This window comes from Enterococcus sp. DIV1368b, from assembly GCF_050529595.1.
In the GTDB taxonomy this organism is placed as follows: domain Bacteria; phylum Bacillota; class Bacilli; order Lactobacillales; family Enterococcaceae; genus Enterococcus_B; species Enterococcus_B mundtii.
Window position 1 is genome coordinate 507,501 of record NZ_CP172883.1, and the last position, 14,531, is coordinate 522,031.

At 38.2% G+C, this 14,531-nt stretch carries 10 protein-coding genes and 2 rRNA genes (1 of these 12 only partly in view); 7 read left to right on the forward strand and 5 right to left on the reverse strand.

What is annotated here, in order from left to right; genetic code table 11:
* Together IGJ19_RS02365 and rrf are read left to right on the forward strand one after the other, a co-directional pair.
* Window positions 1-304, forward strand: a 23S ribosomal RNA gene (locus IGJ19_RS02365) (it extends 2,611 nt beyond the left edge of the window).
* Between the two features lie 89 nt (window positions 305-393).
* Window positions 394-509, forward strand: a 5S ribosomal RNA gene (rrf, locus tag IGJ19_RS02370).
* 223 nt (window positions 510-732) lie between these two features.
* On the opposite strand, the gene IGJ19_RS02375 is transcribed toward rrf, so the two are convergent.
* The 4 genes from IGJ19_RS02375 to IGJ19_RS02390 form a co-directional block, all read right to left on the reverse strand.
* Complete coding sequence (locus IGJ19_RS02375; protein WP_065096268.1) at window positions 733-1,203, reverse strand: glutathione peroxidase; 471 nt, start codon at window positions 1,201-1,203, stop codon at window positions 733-735.
* A 297-nt stretch (window positions 1,204-1,500) separates the two neighbouring features.
* A complete protein-coding gene (locus tag IGJ19_RS02380) occupies window positions 1,501-1,959 on the reverse strand; it encodes an S-ribosylhomocysteine lyase (RefSeq protein WP_010736339.1) in 459 nt (152 codons plus the stop codon).
* A 152-nt stretch (window positions 1,960-2,111) separates the two neighbouring features.
* A complete protein-coding gene (locus IGJ19_RS02385; RefSeq protein WP_430604367.1) occupies window positions 2,112-3,260 on the reverse strand; it encodes a cystathionine gamma-synthase in 1,149 nt (382 codons plus the stop codon).
* 48 nt (window positions 3,261-3,308) lie between these two features.
* Complete coding sequence (locus IGJ19_RS02390; RefSeq protein ID WP_161642613.1) at window positions 3,309-4,226, reverse strand: PLP-dependent cysteine synthase family protein; 918 nt, start codon at window positions 4,224-4,226, stop codon at window positions 3,309-3,311.
* A gap of 376 nt (window positions 4,227-4,602) precedes the next feature.
* Between IGJ19_RS02390 and efp the strand changes: the two genes are divergently transcribed.
* Both efp and tnpA read left to right on the forward strand, forming a co-directional pair.
* Entirely contained in the window at window positions 4,603-5,163 is a 561-nt protein-coding gene (gene efp / locus IGJ19_RS02395; RefSeq protein WP_074802096.1) for an elongation factor P, read from the forward strand.
* A 211-nt stretch (window positions 5,164-5,374) separates the two neighbouring features.
* Window positions 5,375-5,830 (forward strand): IS200/IS605 family transposase, encoded by a 456-nt coding sequence (tnpA, locus tag IGJ19_RS02400; protein WP_100917284.1) that lies wholly within the window; start codon window positions 5,375-5,377, stop codon window positions 5,828-5,830.
* Window positions 5,831-5,990: 160 nt separating this feature from the next.
* Here the strand turns inward: tnpA and IGJ19_RS02405 are convergent, their stop codons facing one another.
* A complete protein-coding gene (locus IGJ19_RS02405) occupies window positions 5,991-7,487 on the reverse strand; it encodes a helix-turn-helix domain-containing protein (RefSeq protein ID WP_074801753.1) in 1,497 nt (498 codons plus the stop codon).
* 353 nt (window positions 7,488-7,840) lie between these two features.
* On the opposite strand from IGJ19_RS02405, the gene IGJ19_RS02410 reads away from it, so the two are divergent.
* Genes IGJ19_RS02410 through IGJ19_RS02420 form a run of 3 tightly spaced genes read left to right on the forward strand, consistent with a single transcriptional unit; the run spans window position 7,841 to window position 14,501 of the window.
* On the forward strand, window positions 7,841-11,287 hold the full coding sequence (locus IGJ19_RS02410; protein ID WP_430604368.1) for a SpaA isopeptide-forming pilin-related protein: 3,447 nt from the start codon (window positions 7,841-7,843) through the stop codon (window positions 11,285-11,287).
* Window positions 11,284-12,636, forward strand: coding sequence for an isopeptide-forming domain-containing fimbrial protein (locus IGJ19_RS02415; RefSeq protein ID WP_074801748.1), 1,353 nt, complete (start codon window positions 11,284-11,286; stop codon window positions 12,634-12,636). Before IGJ19_RS02410 ends, IGJ19_RS02415 begins: the two co-directional genes overlap by 4 nt.
* Window positions 12,633-14,501, forward strand: coding sequence for a SpaH/EbpB family LPXTG-anchored major pilin (locus IGJ19_RS02420; RefSeq protein ID WP_430604369.1), 1,869 nt, complete (start codon window positions 12,633-12,635; stop codon window positions 14,499-14,501). Before IGJ19_RS02415 ends, IGJ19_RS02420 begins: the two co-directional genes overlap by 4 nt.
* Window positions 14,502-14,531 lie beyond the last annotated feature (30 nt).

A 14,531-nucleotide genomic window follows, 5' to 3' on the forward strand; every position in this document is an offset into this window, starting at 1 on the left:
GAGACAGTTCGGTCCCTATCCGTCGCGGGCGTTGGAAATTTGAGAGGAGCTGTCCTTAGTACGAGAGGACCGGGATGGACTTACCGCTGGTGTACCAGTTGTTCTGCCAAGGGCATTGCTGGGTAGCTATGTAGGGAAGGGATAAACGCTGAAAGCATCTAAGTGTGAAGCCCACCTCAAGATGAGATTTCCCATTTCTTTAAGAAAGTAAGATCCCTGAGAGATGATCAGGTAGATAGGTCAGGAGTGGAAGTACAGTGATGTATGGAGCGGACTGATACTAATCGATCGAGGACTTAACCAAAATAAAATGAAAAACTCGGAGAGTTTCTTACTGATACTTCAAATCCAGTTTTGAGTGAACAAGATTTACTCAATATAGATAACACCAAGTGTGGTGGCGATGGCGAGAAGGATACACCTGTAACCATGCCGAACACAGAAGTTAAGCTTCTTAGCGCCGATTGTAGTGAGGGGTTGCCCCTTGTGAGAGTAGGACGCCGCCACGCAAATGAAAACAGTTGAACGAAAGTTCAGCTGTTTTTTTGTTTGCTTTTTTGAAATAGCAAAAATTCTTGTCAGTATTCTAGACAAAAAAATACATGATCTTGAAAAAAATTTTTTCAAGGTCATGTACTTTGTTAAAGTCGATCTAAGCTTTTTCTCTAAATAGAAGTGAATTTCATTTGACCAATAATCTAAAATGTTGATTGTCCAATTATTGCATCTTAACTAAAGAATGGCTTCGATTGCTTCTTTCATTTTTAACGGCGAAGTTTTTGGCGCAAAACGTTCAATTACTTGACCGTCTTTATCAATAAGGAATTTTGTAAAATTCCATTTGATTGCAGGTGTCAAAGTCCCTGGTGCTTGTTCTTTTAAATAATCAAATAGAGGATCAGCATCCCCGCCATTGATCACCGTTAGTTGGTGCATGGGAAACGTAACACCATACGTTGTTCGGCAGGCTTCCGCAGCATCATTTGCAGAAGCTACTTCTTGCTTGAATTGATTCGATGGGAAACCCAATACTACTAACCCTTTTTCCTGATACGTCTGGTAAAGCTCTTCCAACTGTTCAAATTGTGGCGCCAAACCACATTTTGTTGCAGTATTAACGATGATCATAGGGTGTCCCTTGTATTTGTCCAATGAGTAAGTTGTCCCATTTTCTAATGTGACGTTAAAATCATAGATATCCATTCGTTTTTTCCTCCTATTTGTTGATGTATAATAAGGGGCTTGCAGATGTAGTCCCCTAAACTGAAAACATAATGAGCGAAAGTCAATGCCTTCGATCATTAGCCAAAATGGAAGATTAAGAGATATTATTTGAGTTTTCTCTTAATGTTCACGCCAAATTGTCTTTCTCATAACTTACCAAAACAAGCCGTAAAAGACAAAGATTTGGTATGTTCTTTTGTCTTTTACGGCTTATGACTATGAGATGTAGGTCACTTTCCTCAATCTCTATTATTCTTAAATAAATGTATGGTCTGCTTATACTCCGACGTCTGACCATTCATCTCGTTTTGCTAAAAATTCACGCGCTAAAGCTTGTGCGCCTTCTAACGTATGGTTTGCAGCCCAGCCACATTGGATTTCGTTACTTGCTGGAACTTCTGTCGCTTGTAGCACATCTTCCATCGTTTTTTCTAAAACATCTAAAATATCATCATAATTCTCATGGTTGATGACAGTAAGATAGAAGCCTGTTTGGCATCCCATTGGTGACCAGTCTACAATATAATCTGCATGATTACGGATGTTTTCGGCAGTTAAATGTTCTAAAGAATGCAAACCTGCCATATCCATGTGTTCTTTGTTTGGCTGTTTGAAACGGACATCATATTTGATGATCAAATCGCCATGTTCTCCTTTTTTACGATCAGCTACACGAACATAAGGGGCTTTTACTTTACGGTGGTCTAAATTAAAACTTTCGACATTCATTTTCATATTGAATTACTCCTAACTATCTGATGATTCTTTTTAGGAGGAATGAAAATCCTCTAAAAAGATTGAGTCGATTTATCTAAATTCTAACACTTATTGCAGGTCAGGTGTAGAAAACTGACTGATTTTTTTCAATTCTTTATAGATAAAATGGATCAGTGATTTTCCAATTGAGTAAAGGCTTGATTCAAATCATCTAAAAGATCTTGGGCGTACTCGATTCCTACGGATAAACGAATCAATCCGTCTTTGATTCCAACTTTTTCGCGTTTTTCTTTAGGTACAGAGGCATGAGTCATCACAGAAGGAATTTCCACTAAACTTTCGACACCACCCAAGCTTTCAGCGAGGATAAATAGTTGCAAAGCTTCTACAAAAGGAATTGCATCTGCGTCGTTTTTCAAGGTAAAGGAAACCATTCCGCTATAGCCGGACATCTGTTGTTTCGCAATTTCATGATTATTATGAGTTGTTAGACCAGGGTAATAGACTGATTCAACTTCAGGATGGTTCACTAATAATTCAGCTACAGCATAGGCATTTTTTTGATGTTCTTCCATGCGCACACTAAGAGTCTTGATCCCGCGTTGCATCAACCAACTATCTTGTGGACCTAATACGCTACCGATGGCATTTTGATAGTAACCGATTTGATCCGCCAACTCTTGGTTGTTTGTCGTAACTAATCCAGCAACGACATCACTATGCCCGCCTAGATATTTTGTACCACTGTGTAAAACAATATCAGCGCCTAATTCTAAAGGCTTTTGAAAGTAGGGTGTAGCAAATGTGTTATCCACGATTGTTAACAAGTCATGATTTTTTGCAATGGCTGCCCCTGCTTTCAAATCGGTGATTTTAAGTAGAGGGTTACTTGGTGTTTCTAGATACAAAGCTTTTGTATTGTCTTGAATTGCTTCTTCAATCTGTGCAAGATTACTTGTGTCGACGATCGTATACTCTAAGCCATTTTTTGTAAGAACATTATCAAATAAACGGAAAGTCCCTCCATAGACATCATCGCCTAAGAGAATGTGATCCCCAGATTGGAATAAGGAAAAGACGGCATGGATTCCTGCGAGACCTGAGGCAAAGGCAAAGCCACGAACGCCACCTTCTAAGTCTGCAATCAATTCTTCTAAAGCAAAACGTGTTGGATTACCTGAACGTGAATATTCGTATTCTTTCGGTTGTCCAACTGCATTTTGGCGGTAAGTCGATGTTTGATAGATCGGTACGCTAACTGCACCTGTTGTCGGATCTTCACTAATACCACCATGGATCAATTTTGTTTGAATATGCATAATTATTTCCTCCAATTTCTTCATTGAGTTTATCGTTTCGTCTGTTGCTTACAGATAAATATTTTTTGATAAGTAACGATCGGACGTATCTGGAAATATGGTCAGGATAGACTGTCCGTTCGGTAAACGTTGCGCTTCTTTTAAAGCTGCGGCAAAAGCGGCTCCGCTCGAGCTGCCTACTAATAATCCGTGTTCTTTTGCTAGTTGGCGTGTATAAGCAAATCCTTCAGCGTCAGAAATCGTTTCAAATTGATCAATTGTCAACTCACTAAGAAAAGGGGGGACAAATTCAACGCCGATGCCTTCAATTTCGTGCCCATGTGAAGGACCACCATTCAAAATCGATCCTTCTGGCTCAACACCAATCAAGCGAAGTTCAGGTAAACGTTCTTTTAGAAATTTTGCGGTTCCAGCAAACGTACCACCACTTCCAATACCGGCAACAAAACTATTGATTGACCCTTCCAATTCTTGAAACAATTCAGGCCCCAATGTTTGGTAATAAGTGGCTGGATTGTCTGGGTTTTCAAACTGCAAGGGAACATAACTATTTGGGATCTCAGAAGCTAATTGTTTACTTTTTTCGATCGCACCAACGATTCCATCTTCTGTAGGAGTGTGTACGATTTTTGCGCCTAGGGCCTGCATGATTTTTTGTTTTTCTATACTAAATTTTTCTGGTACGACAAAAATTGTTTTTAAATTGAATTTCAAAGCTGCCAGACCTAAACCAATCCCTGTGTTACCAGCAGTTGGCTCAATGATCGTTGTTTCTTGATCGATTTTTCCGCTCTCAAGACCGGAAGTCAATAAATACAAACCTAAACGGTCTTTGATACTACCTCCTGGATTCAAGTATTCCAGTTTTGCATAGATCACGGAATCTTTTGGCATAGGAAAATCTTTCGCAGTAAATTTATAGACGGGTGTATGCCCGATTGCTTCAGTAATTGATGAAATGATCACGAATCCAAACCTCCAAAAAAGTAAAATAAAAAGGAGCTGACTATTTAATCAGCTCCTCGTAAGATCATAAATTGAAAAGACTAAGAAAGAAAACACTTTCACTACAGAAAGAGATCTTTCATTCAACTATGAAGGGCAATTAATAGACATGGCAAACAGTATGCTGTTTTTATACACCATACAACAACAACACTTCAATTGTTTTAAGTAATTGATTGCCATGTTTATCCCTCCAATAATGATTTAATTAAAAATAGCATGAAAAAATAAGAAAGTCAAAGACTATCATTTGAAAAGCAATAATTTCCTAGTTTTATAGACGTTTGTCTGATACAATAAGGGTGATTATGATTAAGAAAAAAAGGAGCAAAAAATAATGATCTCAGCAAGCGATTTAAAAGCCGGAATGACATTTGTCCAAGACGGAAAATTGATCAAAGTAATTGATGCAAGCCATCACAAACCTGGTAAAGGAAATACTGTGATGCGTATGAAGCTAAAAGATGTTCGCACTGGTGCTACTTATGATACGACACTAAGACCAGACGAAAAATTTGAAAAAGCACACATCGATACAAAACCAGTTCAATACTTATACACAATGGATGATACAGCATTCTTTATGGATCTAGAAACATACGAACAATATGAGATCCCTGTAGAAACTGTAGCTGAAGAAATGAAATTTATCTTAGAAAACATGGAAGTAAAAATCCAATTCTTCGGTAGCGAAGTGATTGGTGTCCAATTACCAACAACAGTTGTCTTACGTGTTGTTGAAACACAACCATCGATCAAAGGTGCGACAGTGACTGGCTCTGGTAAACCTGCAACAATGGAAACAGGTTTAGTAGTCAATGTTCCTGACTTCATTGAAACGGATGAATTATTAGAAATCAATACGGCAGAAGGTTCATACGTAAAACGTGCAAAATAATCGAGTGTAGTCAAAAAAAGCTTTTAAGCATCTTGCTTAAAAGTTTTTTTTATATTTTGTTGTCTTTAGACCAAGTTGAGCTCGCAAAGCGAGTGAAACAGAAAACCACCTGCTATGCGGGTGGGGAATAAAAGGTTCTACCAAAAAGCCCTTCCTATCGTTAAAATATGATTGTTCAGGTCATATTGATAACGAAAGGAAGGGAAAAGAAATGGCTAATAAAGCAAATAGTTTAGCCCATACAAAGTGGCTGTGCAAATACCACATTGTATTCACACCAAAGTATAGAAGAAAAATCATCTATAATCAATATCGAGCAAGTATTCAAGAAATTATCAAACGACTATGTAAGTATAAGGGAGTAGAAATCTTGGAAGGACATATGATGCCAGATCACGTCCATCTATTATTGAGTATCCCACCAAAAATAAGCGTGTCAAGTTTTATGGGTTATCTTAAAGGAAAGAGTGCATTGATGATTTTTGATAAACATGCAAATTTAAAATATAAATTTGGCAATCGACATTTTTGGGCAGAAGGATATTATGTAAGCACAGTGGGATTGAATGAAGCGACCATAAGGAAATACATTCAAGAACAAGAGAAACATGATATAGCGCTAGATAAATTGAGCGTTCGAGAATACGAGGACCCTTTTAAGGGTTAGAGAGTAGAACAAAAACCTTTTTAAAGGTAGGCAAAAGTGACAAAGGCAATATGGCTTGAACATGAAATGAGAAAGCCAGCGTCTTTAGGCGCTGGCCGGTGTTAAGGGCTTATAGCCCTAGAGCAAACCACCCTTTTGAAGGGTGGTTATGATTGTTCAGTCAACTAGCAAACAATGTCTGTAACTTTAAATGGTGGACTTCTAACAGCCGCTGATACAGCTTTGTTTCAAAGTCTCTATAATGACAAAGATCAAGAACTGTATATTTAGAAGAATCAAGACCAGCAGGGATCAATAAGGGGGAACCCAAGATGAAAAAATCATATTCTTCAGTGATGGGAAGTGTGAGTCGCTCGATATCTACAAAGGGGATCTTCTTGCCTAAATTCATGATCTCTGCGGAAATCAGATGCTCAGAGACGTTGACAAACCCAACTTTCAATTTATAGTTTTCATCGATTTCTGAATAATACGGATAAAGTAAACTGGCTTGTAGAAAGGCTAATTCACTTACGCATGATTTCAGCCATGTGTAGTTTTTTCGTTGTGCGGCCTTTTTCCAAAATCCTTCGATTTTGATTGTCAAGATACGTAAAAGTGGATATTTATCTTGAATATAAGAAGAGATAAATAATGTGGTCAAAGGAATTTTTTGTTTGAACATGCTAAAATTTCCAATTGAAAGATAAAGATTCAAAAGCAAAGCGGGCTCTTTTTCAAAATGGAATGTACCAATAAATGTCTGACAATGTGCCTGAAATTCTTCTAAAATAGCTTTGATTTCATTGCTCGGTTGTTGATAGGAATGGTGAACGATCGGCACACGAATATCTTGATTAGAGGTAAGGAACGGCCAATAATAGAACAAATAAAACAACGAGTTTACTTCTAAGATATCTAAACGAAGATCCGCAATTTTGAAGAAGTCATAAAAAAAATCAATGTTTGTTTTACTGGGAATAAAGGAGTCTCTCGATAATCGATAGATATCCGTAAAATGATCATTTTCGATCCTCAGCAAACAAATCAGACAATGGAGACTGGCTTGTTTTTTTCCTAAGTCAAACTTATTTTTGAGCTGTGGACCTTCGTGCTTATAAATCAATGCGCGAACTTCTTGGTTGTAAGGAATACTATCCAGACTTTCTCCTAATGAAACAAACCAAAAGAAATTGAAAAAAATGATACGAATCAGCGTTTCAGAACCAGATAGGGTAAGATTCGATAAATTCAAATTGATATTGTACTCCTTCAAATATTCAGCCAATTTTTTTGTTTGTCGAAAACATGTTGAGCGGCTGATAAAATGGCGGTTGCAAAAAGCTGCAAGATCTTCATCTTGTTCAGTCAGAAGACTGATCAATAGTTTATAAGGAACACTTTCTGTTGATAGGTAATGTTGGTATTGGGTATATTGAACAAGTTGTTCAGGAATGGATAACTTGTTTTTAGTATGTAACAGTTTAATATCAGTAAATTGTTCTAAATCATCTTGTATAGCACATAGGATTTTTTTGAAACGAGTCGCACTGAAATAGAAATCTAAGTTTTCTCGTACATGATCTAAACTATATTCCCCCGGCCATAAGGTCATTACCTTTCCATACACACTTAATTTCATTCTTGCATGGTCATCTAATAAAATTTTTTCAATCAATTCTTCACCTTCTTTTTATATTTTTATTATTAATACCGTATTTATTTTTCCTTGTAAATACTTGTCTCAATTTTCTAAAAAAACTCTACCGGATTTAGAAATATTCTTTTAAAATTTGTCTCAAAATTATCGCTCAATGAGTATATTTTGTGAGATAAAAGAATAATAAATCGGTTTTAAATAACGAAACGTTCAATGTATTCGTTTTACTATATCAATTTAAAGATCCTTAAAATAACTATAATTTAATAGTTAGAGACAAAAGAGAAGAGAACTAGAAAGATTAGTGAATTTTTTCTTTTTTTTATATTATCTAATTGAATTTTAAAGTTTTTCTAAGGAGGTATCCATAAATGAAGAAGCGAAATTATTTCATCGTTTTCTGTCTATTTTCTCTATTTTTCGTCACCTATTTCTACTTCCAAAAAGGAAAGACTGTGGCAGCTAATGAAGAAGCAACCATTGAAGTCTTAAATAATGAATATGGCAAAGTAAGTATTAGGAAAATAGATCGTAAGCTAACGGTCGTGTATCGATTAAATGAGCAAGCACAAGAAAACCGATTTTTATTCCAGTTACATCCAAAAGATGCACCTGAAACGAATCTGCTTTCCTCTTATGTTTCTCAGGAATATCAAGAATACACAGATGAACAACAACGAAAATGGCTAGCAGGTGATTTTTCTCAAGCCATTGAAGAAAAAGAATTGACCATTGAATTGCCGAGTACGAGCAAAGAATTTCAACTCAATATTCAGATAGAAGAAAAAACGGGTCAGTTACTTTTATCTGAACCAGCTTCCTTTTCATTTTCTATAGATAACGAGAATCAGGAAACTGCACAAACGAGTGAACCAATGTCTGAAACCACGACTTCTTCTGAAAACAGTGAGGTGTCGGATGATTCATCGGTAGCTAAAAACGAATATCGTCCGTTTGAACAACCACAATTATTCAATGAACAGTTGAAACCTAAAGGGTTAGCTACGATTGAACCAGAATATATCACAGATGAGCAAGGAACATACCCTAAGGCAATGTGGCAACCGGATAACAGTCAATATGTGCGTAATCATCAAGGCAATCGCCAAGGACAACAGCAATGGGACGGGCAAAAAGGTTGGGATGGCAATCCAAGCAATCGCAACCATTCTTATATTGAATATGGTGGGGAAAAAGAGGACGCTGATTATGCCATCCGAAAATTTGCCAAAGAGACAGCGACTCCTGGATTGTTTGACTTGTATCTGAATGTTCGAGGAAATACCCAAAAAAATATCACTCCTTTAGATGTTGTCCTGGTTGTCGACTGGTCTGGCAGTATGAATGAGGAAAATCGGATTGTTGAGGTGAAAAAGGGGATCGATCGCTTTGTCGATACCTTATCAGAAAGTGGTGTAACGGAAAAAATCAATTTAGGTTATGTTGGTTTTTCTAGTGAAGGCTACGCCAATCGCAGGATTCCGATCGCGGGATTTGATTCTGTAAAGGAAGAAATCCAAGCAGCGACACCTGATTCAACAAGTGGTGGGACGTTCACTCAAAATGGATTACGTCAAGCAGGTGAAATGTTATCGGAACAAAATGATCATAAAAAAGTGATCGTTTTACTAACAGATGGTGTGCCAACAAGTTCCTATCAAGTAGCCAGTGTGGTGACTGAAGAAGATGGTAGTTATTATGGTGCGACTTTTACCAATCGTGTTGATCACCCTGACTATACTTCAAAAATTTCCCCACCTTATCTCGTACCAGTTAAAGATCAAGATTTACAGTGGCGCTGGATCAATTCGACATTTACAGCCACAATCGGTGAAGCAATGGCATTGAAACAACGAGGTATCGAGATCCATGGCTTGGGTATACAGTTGCAAGGAGATGAAACTGAAGGCATCACGAAAGAGGAAGTAGAACGTCGAATGCGTAAGATGGTTTCCACTGGCGAAGACGGTACGGCATATTATGAATCTGCCAATGAGTCTACAGATATTGCTGATTATCTAGCCAAAAAAGCTGTGCAGCTTTCCGGAACAGTCGTTGATGGAAAAATCACTGATCCAATCATTGATCCATTTGTTTATCAACCAGACAGCGCTTCTGTTACAAGTGTCGGGACGACCCCTCTATCGATTGACCCACTTCTCTCTATTGATGGGCAAACGATCAACGTCGATAAAATCTATTTAGAAAAAGGGCAGGAAATCCAACTACATTATCAAGTGAGACTCCAAACAGAAAGCGAAATGTTCGAGACTGATACTTGGTATCAAATGAATGGGCAAACAATCTTCCAACCAACGAGCAACCCAGATGTTCTTGCTAAATTCGGTGTGCCGTCAGCCAAAGCACCAGGTGTATCTCTTGATTTTTTCAAAGAATGGGAAGAATTTGATCAAGATACGACGACTCGACCAGAGAAAGTGATTTACGAAATCAAGCGAACAGGAATCACTGAAACATCTAGTTGGGAAAGTGGCTATGTCCAATTAAGTAAACCAGAAGATGAGAACACCAATGTCTGGGAGCGAACCAATATCACCAAACTTCTAGCGTCCAGTGAAGCGTCTCGTGAAACCCTCAGCTTGCCAAAATACAACAATCAAGGGCAAGAATTTCACTATGAAGCGGTGAATGAGTTGGATGTACCAGGATATCAATCAGAAAAAGTCAACGCAACGACTTGGAAAAATAAAAAACAATTTGTTCCTTTAGATTTAAAAATAACCAAGAAAACTTCGTCAGCTGACCATCTTTTAAAAGGAGCAGTGTTTCAACTAACGATTGAAGGTCAGGAGATTCAGCTGATCGACCATGAGGATGGTACCTATTCATTGCCAGAGGGCACACGCCTTGAAAAAGGAAAATCTTATACATTGACAGAAATCAGTGCACCTGCTGGACATGAAAAATCGGAAAAGCAGGCGTGGGAAATTGCTATTTCTGAAAATGGGGAAGTAACAGTGGACAAACAACAAGCTACAGTTACTGATCAAGTGATCCAATTGACGATTGAGAATCCATTTGCAGACCTTCCGATAGCTATAAGAAAATATACCGAAAAGGACAAACAAAAAATCAATCTGGCAGGAGCAACTTTTGCTTTACAAATAAAAGGAGAAACAGGAACCTATCATACACTGAAAGAGGAAGTTACCGCATCATCAGGATTGGCAGAATTCGTGATACAAAAAGCGGGTGAATATCGCTTAGTAGAAACAGCAGGACCGCTTGGCTACGATACGATTCCAGGAAACTATGAATTTAAAGTTGACCCTTACGGTACGATTCTCTATGACGGAGAAAATGTAGAGGAAGATACCATTTGGACATTGACGCATATGAATCAAATCAAACCTTTTGATTTAACAGTCCTAAAGCAAACGGATACAGGACAGGCGTTAAAAGGGGCAGTCTTCCGACTATCCGGTCCAGATGGACAGGTTGAATTACCAAACGACGATAAAGCAACTGATACATTTGTTTTTGAGAACCTAAAACCGGGTGAGTACACGTTGGAGGAAATCAAAACACCAGAAGGTTATCTGGGATTAGAGCAACCCGTGCAGATTGTTATCCAAACGGATGGAAAAGTAACTGTAGATGGTGAACTAACAGAAGTTCAGTTACAAAATGATCATACGAACAACCAAATCCATTTGGTCATCACCAATCAGGCATTGATCCCACTGCCTGAAACGGGAGGATCTGGCCGACTTGGCTTCCTATTATTAAGTATCCTTGCGATTGTTTCATTTGTCGTTTATTCAAGGGGGATGAAACGAGGAGGCATTTCAAGTTGACCAAGTATTATTGGTTCTTGCTGTTGTTGCCTTTTCTGTTAGTTGGTGGTGCCAAAACGTGTATTGCCCAAACACAAGAGATGGTCCAGTTGATTGTCCATACTACGCAGCCCTCATCAGATAAACAAACGGAATCTCATAAAGCGAGTTTTGCGGTTTACGATGTGACAAAATCATTTTATCAATTACGTAAAAAAGGATTTACTGTCGAAGAAACACAACAAATCATTGCGCGACAAGGTACTTCAGCAGGTTCTTTTCTAATGGAAAAACTGGTGAAGTCGAACAATGATGGAGAAGATGTAGCAATCTTTGATCTACGTGAGTCAACGAATCAAATAGGTAACGTTTATTTAGTGAACGAAACCACTCCCATAGCAGATGCGTTTGTAGGATCACAAAATGTAGTCGTGGTTTTGCCTCTTTATGATTCATATGATCACCCACAAAAGGCAATCCATCTCTATCCTAAAATGAACCAAGAGCCATCTGCGATCGTCTTTGAAAAAAAGCTTGTAGAGGAAAAAAACACTTATTCGATTGGTGAAAAGATCTACTATCAATTGGATATCCAGTTTCCAAATGGGATAGCCAGTGAAGAAACATGCGTAGTCACTGACAGTGCGACGAAAGAATTGGAGTTGCTAACTGAATCGCTCAAAGTCCACAGTGAAGAAAAACGCTTGGAAAATCTGACGTTTCATAGCCATAGTCAAGGATTCAGTATTGCGTTTAACGGTCAAGACTTGCAAGATCTGGCAGGTAAAACAGTGAGGATCAACTATCAGATGCGTTTACGACAAGATGCAATCGCTGATCAATCGATCATCAATCAAGCGTCATTAGATATCGGAACAGCATCATTGTCACGAAGTACACGTATTCGAACAGGAGGGAAGTGGTTTCAAAAAGTTACAACAGATAAGGAACAACAGGTGCTAGAAGATGCAATGTTTATGATCAAAAACCAACAGGAAGAATACCTGCATTTGAAAGATGGAAAATATTGCTGGAAAAAACGAGCAAGAGATGCAATAACGCTGACTTCTGATCGAAATGGCTTATTTTCCATCAATGGCTTAGCAGACGGAGAATATTTACTTGAAGAAATCAAAGCACCAAAAGGGTATAAAAGAAATCCTTATGCTGTCTCGTTTGTCGTAAAAAGTATGTCATATGCCATCAATGGACAACCTAGTGAACCTCTGAAAATCACTAATCAGAAACAAGAAACGAGTTTTCTTTTTCCAAAAACAACTGACGAAAAAATAAGTGTTGGTATGATTGGTGGCCTATCGATCATAGGTAGTTTCATTATTTATCAAAAGAACAGGAGTAAAGAAGAATGAAGAATAGAAAAAATTTCAAAAAAGTATTACTATGTCTTATTTCATCACTACTTACACTGGTGGCATTACTTCCTAATCCACAAGTGTTTGCTGAAGGAACGGATGCACAATTGGTGATCCACAAAAAGAAAATGTTAGATTTCCCACAACAAGAGATCCAAAATACAGGGAAAGAAATGACTGAATTCAACAACTATCAAGGGTTGGCAGATGTGACGTTCCATGTGTATGATGTCACCGAATCATTTGCTGAAGCAAGAAAAAATGGCGCGACGATTGAAGAAGCAAAAGCGATCGTCCAATCACAGACTTCTGGCACAGCTCTTCTTTCTGGTACCACAGACGCTCAGGGGGATCTTTCTTTAGCATTGCCAAAAAAACAAGCTGGAAAAGATGCAGTTTATGTGATTGATGAAGAAGCAAAATCAGGAGTAACAGCTGCTGCAAATATGGTTGTGGCATTTCCAGTATATGAACTGATCAAACAATCCGACGGTTCATATCAATATGGGACAGAAGAACTAGACGTAGTTCATTTATATCCTAAAAATGTCGTGGAAAATGAAGGAACGCTGAAGGTCAAAAAAGTAGGTTCAGCAGAAGGCGAAGCACTAAACGGTGCGGAATTTGTCATTGTGAAAGAAGATGCAGGTGTTGCCAAATATTTGCATAGTGTGGCACAAGGAATGTATACATGGACAACTGATAAATCTAAAGCAAAACACTTTGTGACTGGCAAAAGCTATGAAATCGGTGAAGAGGCCGTTGCTGAAAATGAAGCAGAGAAAGGTCAAATGCTCATTACTGGATTAGAAGTTGGCGAATATGTGTTAGAAGAAGTAAAAGCACCTGAAAATGCAGCGATGATCACTGAGCAAACAAAGACACCATTCACAATTGTTACTGGCAACCAAACGCCAGTTGAACTTACAGTGAAAAATGATACGACGAAAGTAGAAAAAGAAACGCCGCAATTAGATGGGCAAGACGTAGCAATCGGAGAACCGATCAATTATGAGATCAGCGTCAATATTCCTCTTGGGATCGCGGATAAAGAAGGATCAAACAATAAATATACCACCTTCAAATTGATTGATACACATGATCCAGCTTTAACATTCATGAACCAATCAACTGGAGAAACAGGTTATGCACTTTACGATGGTGAAACGATCATTGATTCAATAAATTACCACGTAACTGAACAAACAAACGGCTTCACAGTAACGATTGAACCAACTTATATTCCTTCATTGACTCCAGGTGGTACGTTGCGTTTTGTTTATTATATGCATTTGAATCAGTTAGCAGAACCAACCCAAGGCTATAACAACGAAGCAAATGTTGATACTGGACATACGACAGATCAAACACCACCAACTGTGGAAGTACTGACAGGTGGGAAACGATTCATTAAAGTAGATGGAGCAGTAGCTGATATCAAACCATTAGCAGACGCTTCGTTTGTGGTACGTGATCAAGATGAAGCAACAGCGAAATATTTGATCATCGATCCAGTAACAAAAGCAGTAACGTGGACGACTTCACAGGAAGAAGCAACGATTTTCACGACAACAAGTGATGGATTAGTGGATATCACAGGCTTGTCTTATGGCACGTATTATTTAGAAGAAACAAAAGCACCAAACAATTATGTGAAACTAACTGAACGAATGGCGTTCAAGGTCGATCAGCAATCTTATGCTGTTGCAGGTGAATTGGTTGCACCAGAGAAAGTACCAAACAAACACAAAGGGACATTACCAGCAACTGGTGGCAAAGGAATTTCATTGTACATTTTCTTAGGTGTGGTTTTACTGACAATCGTGGGTGCGTACTGGCTAAAACGCCCAAAAGTTAAATAGTCTCAAAATGAAGAACAAGTGACTCGCTGA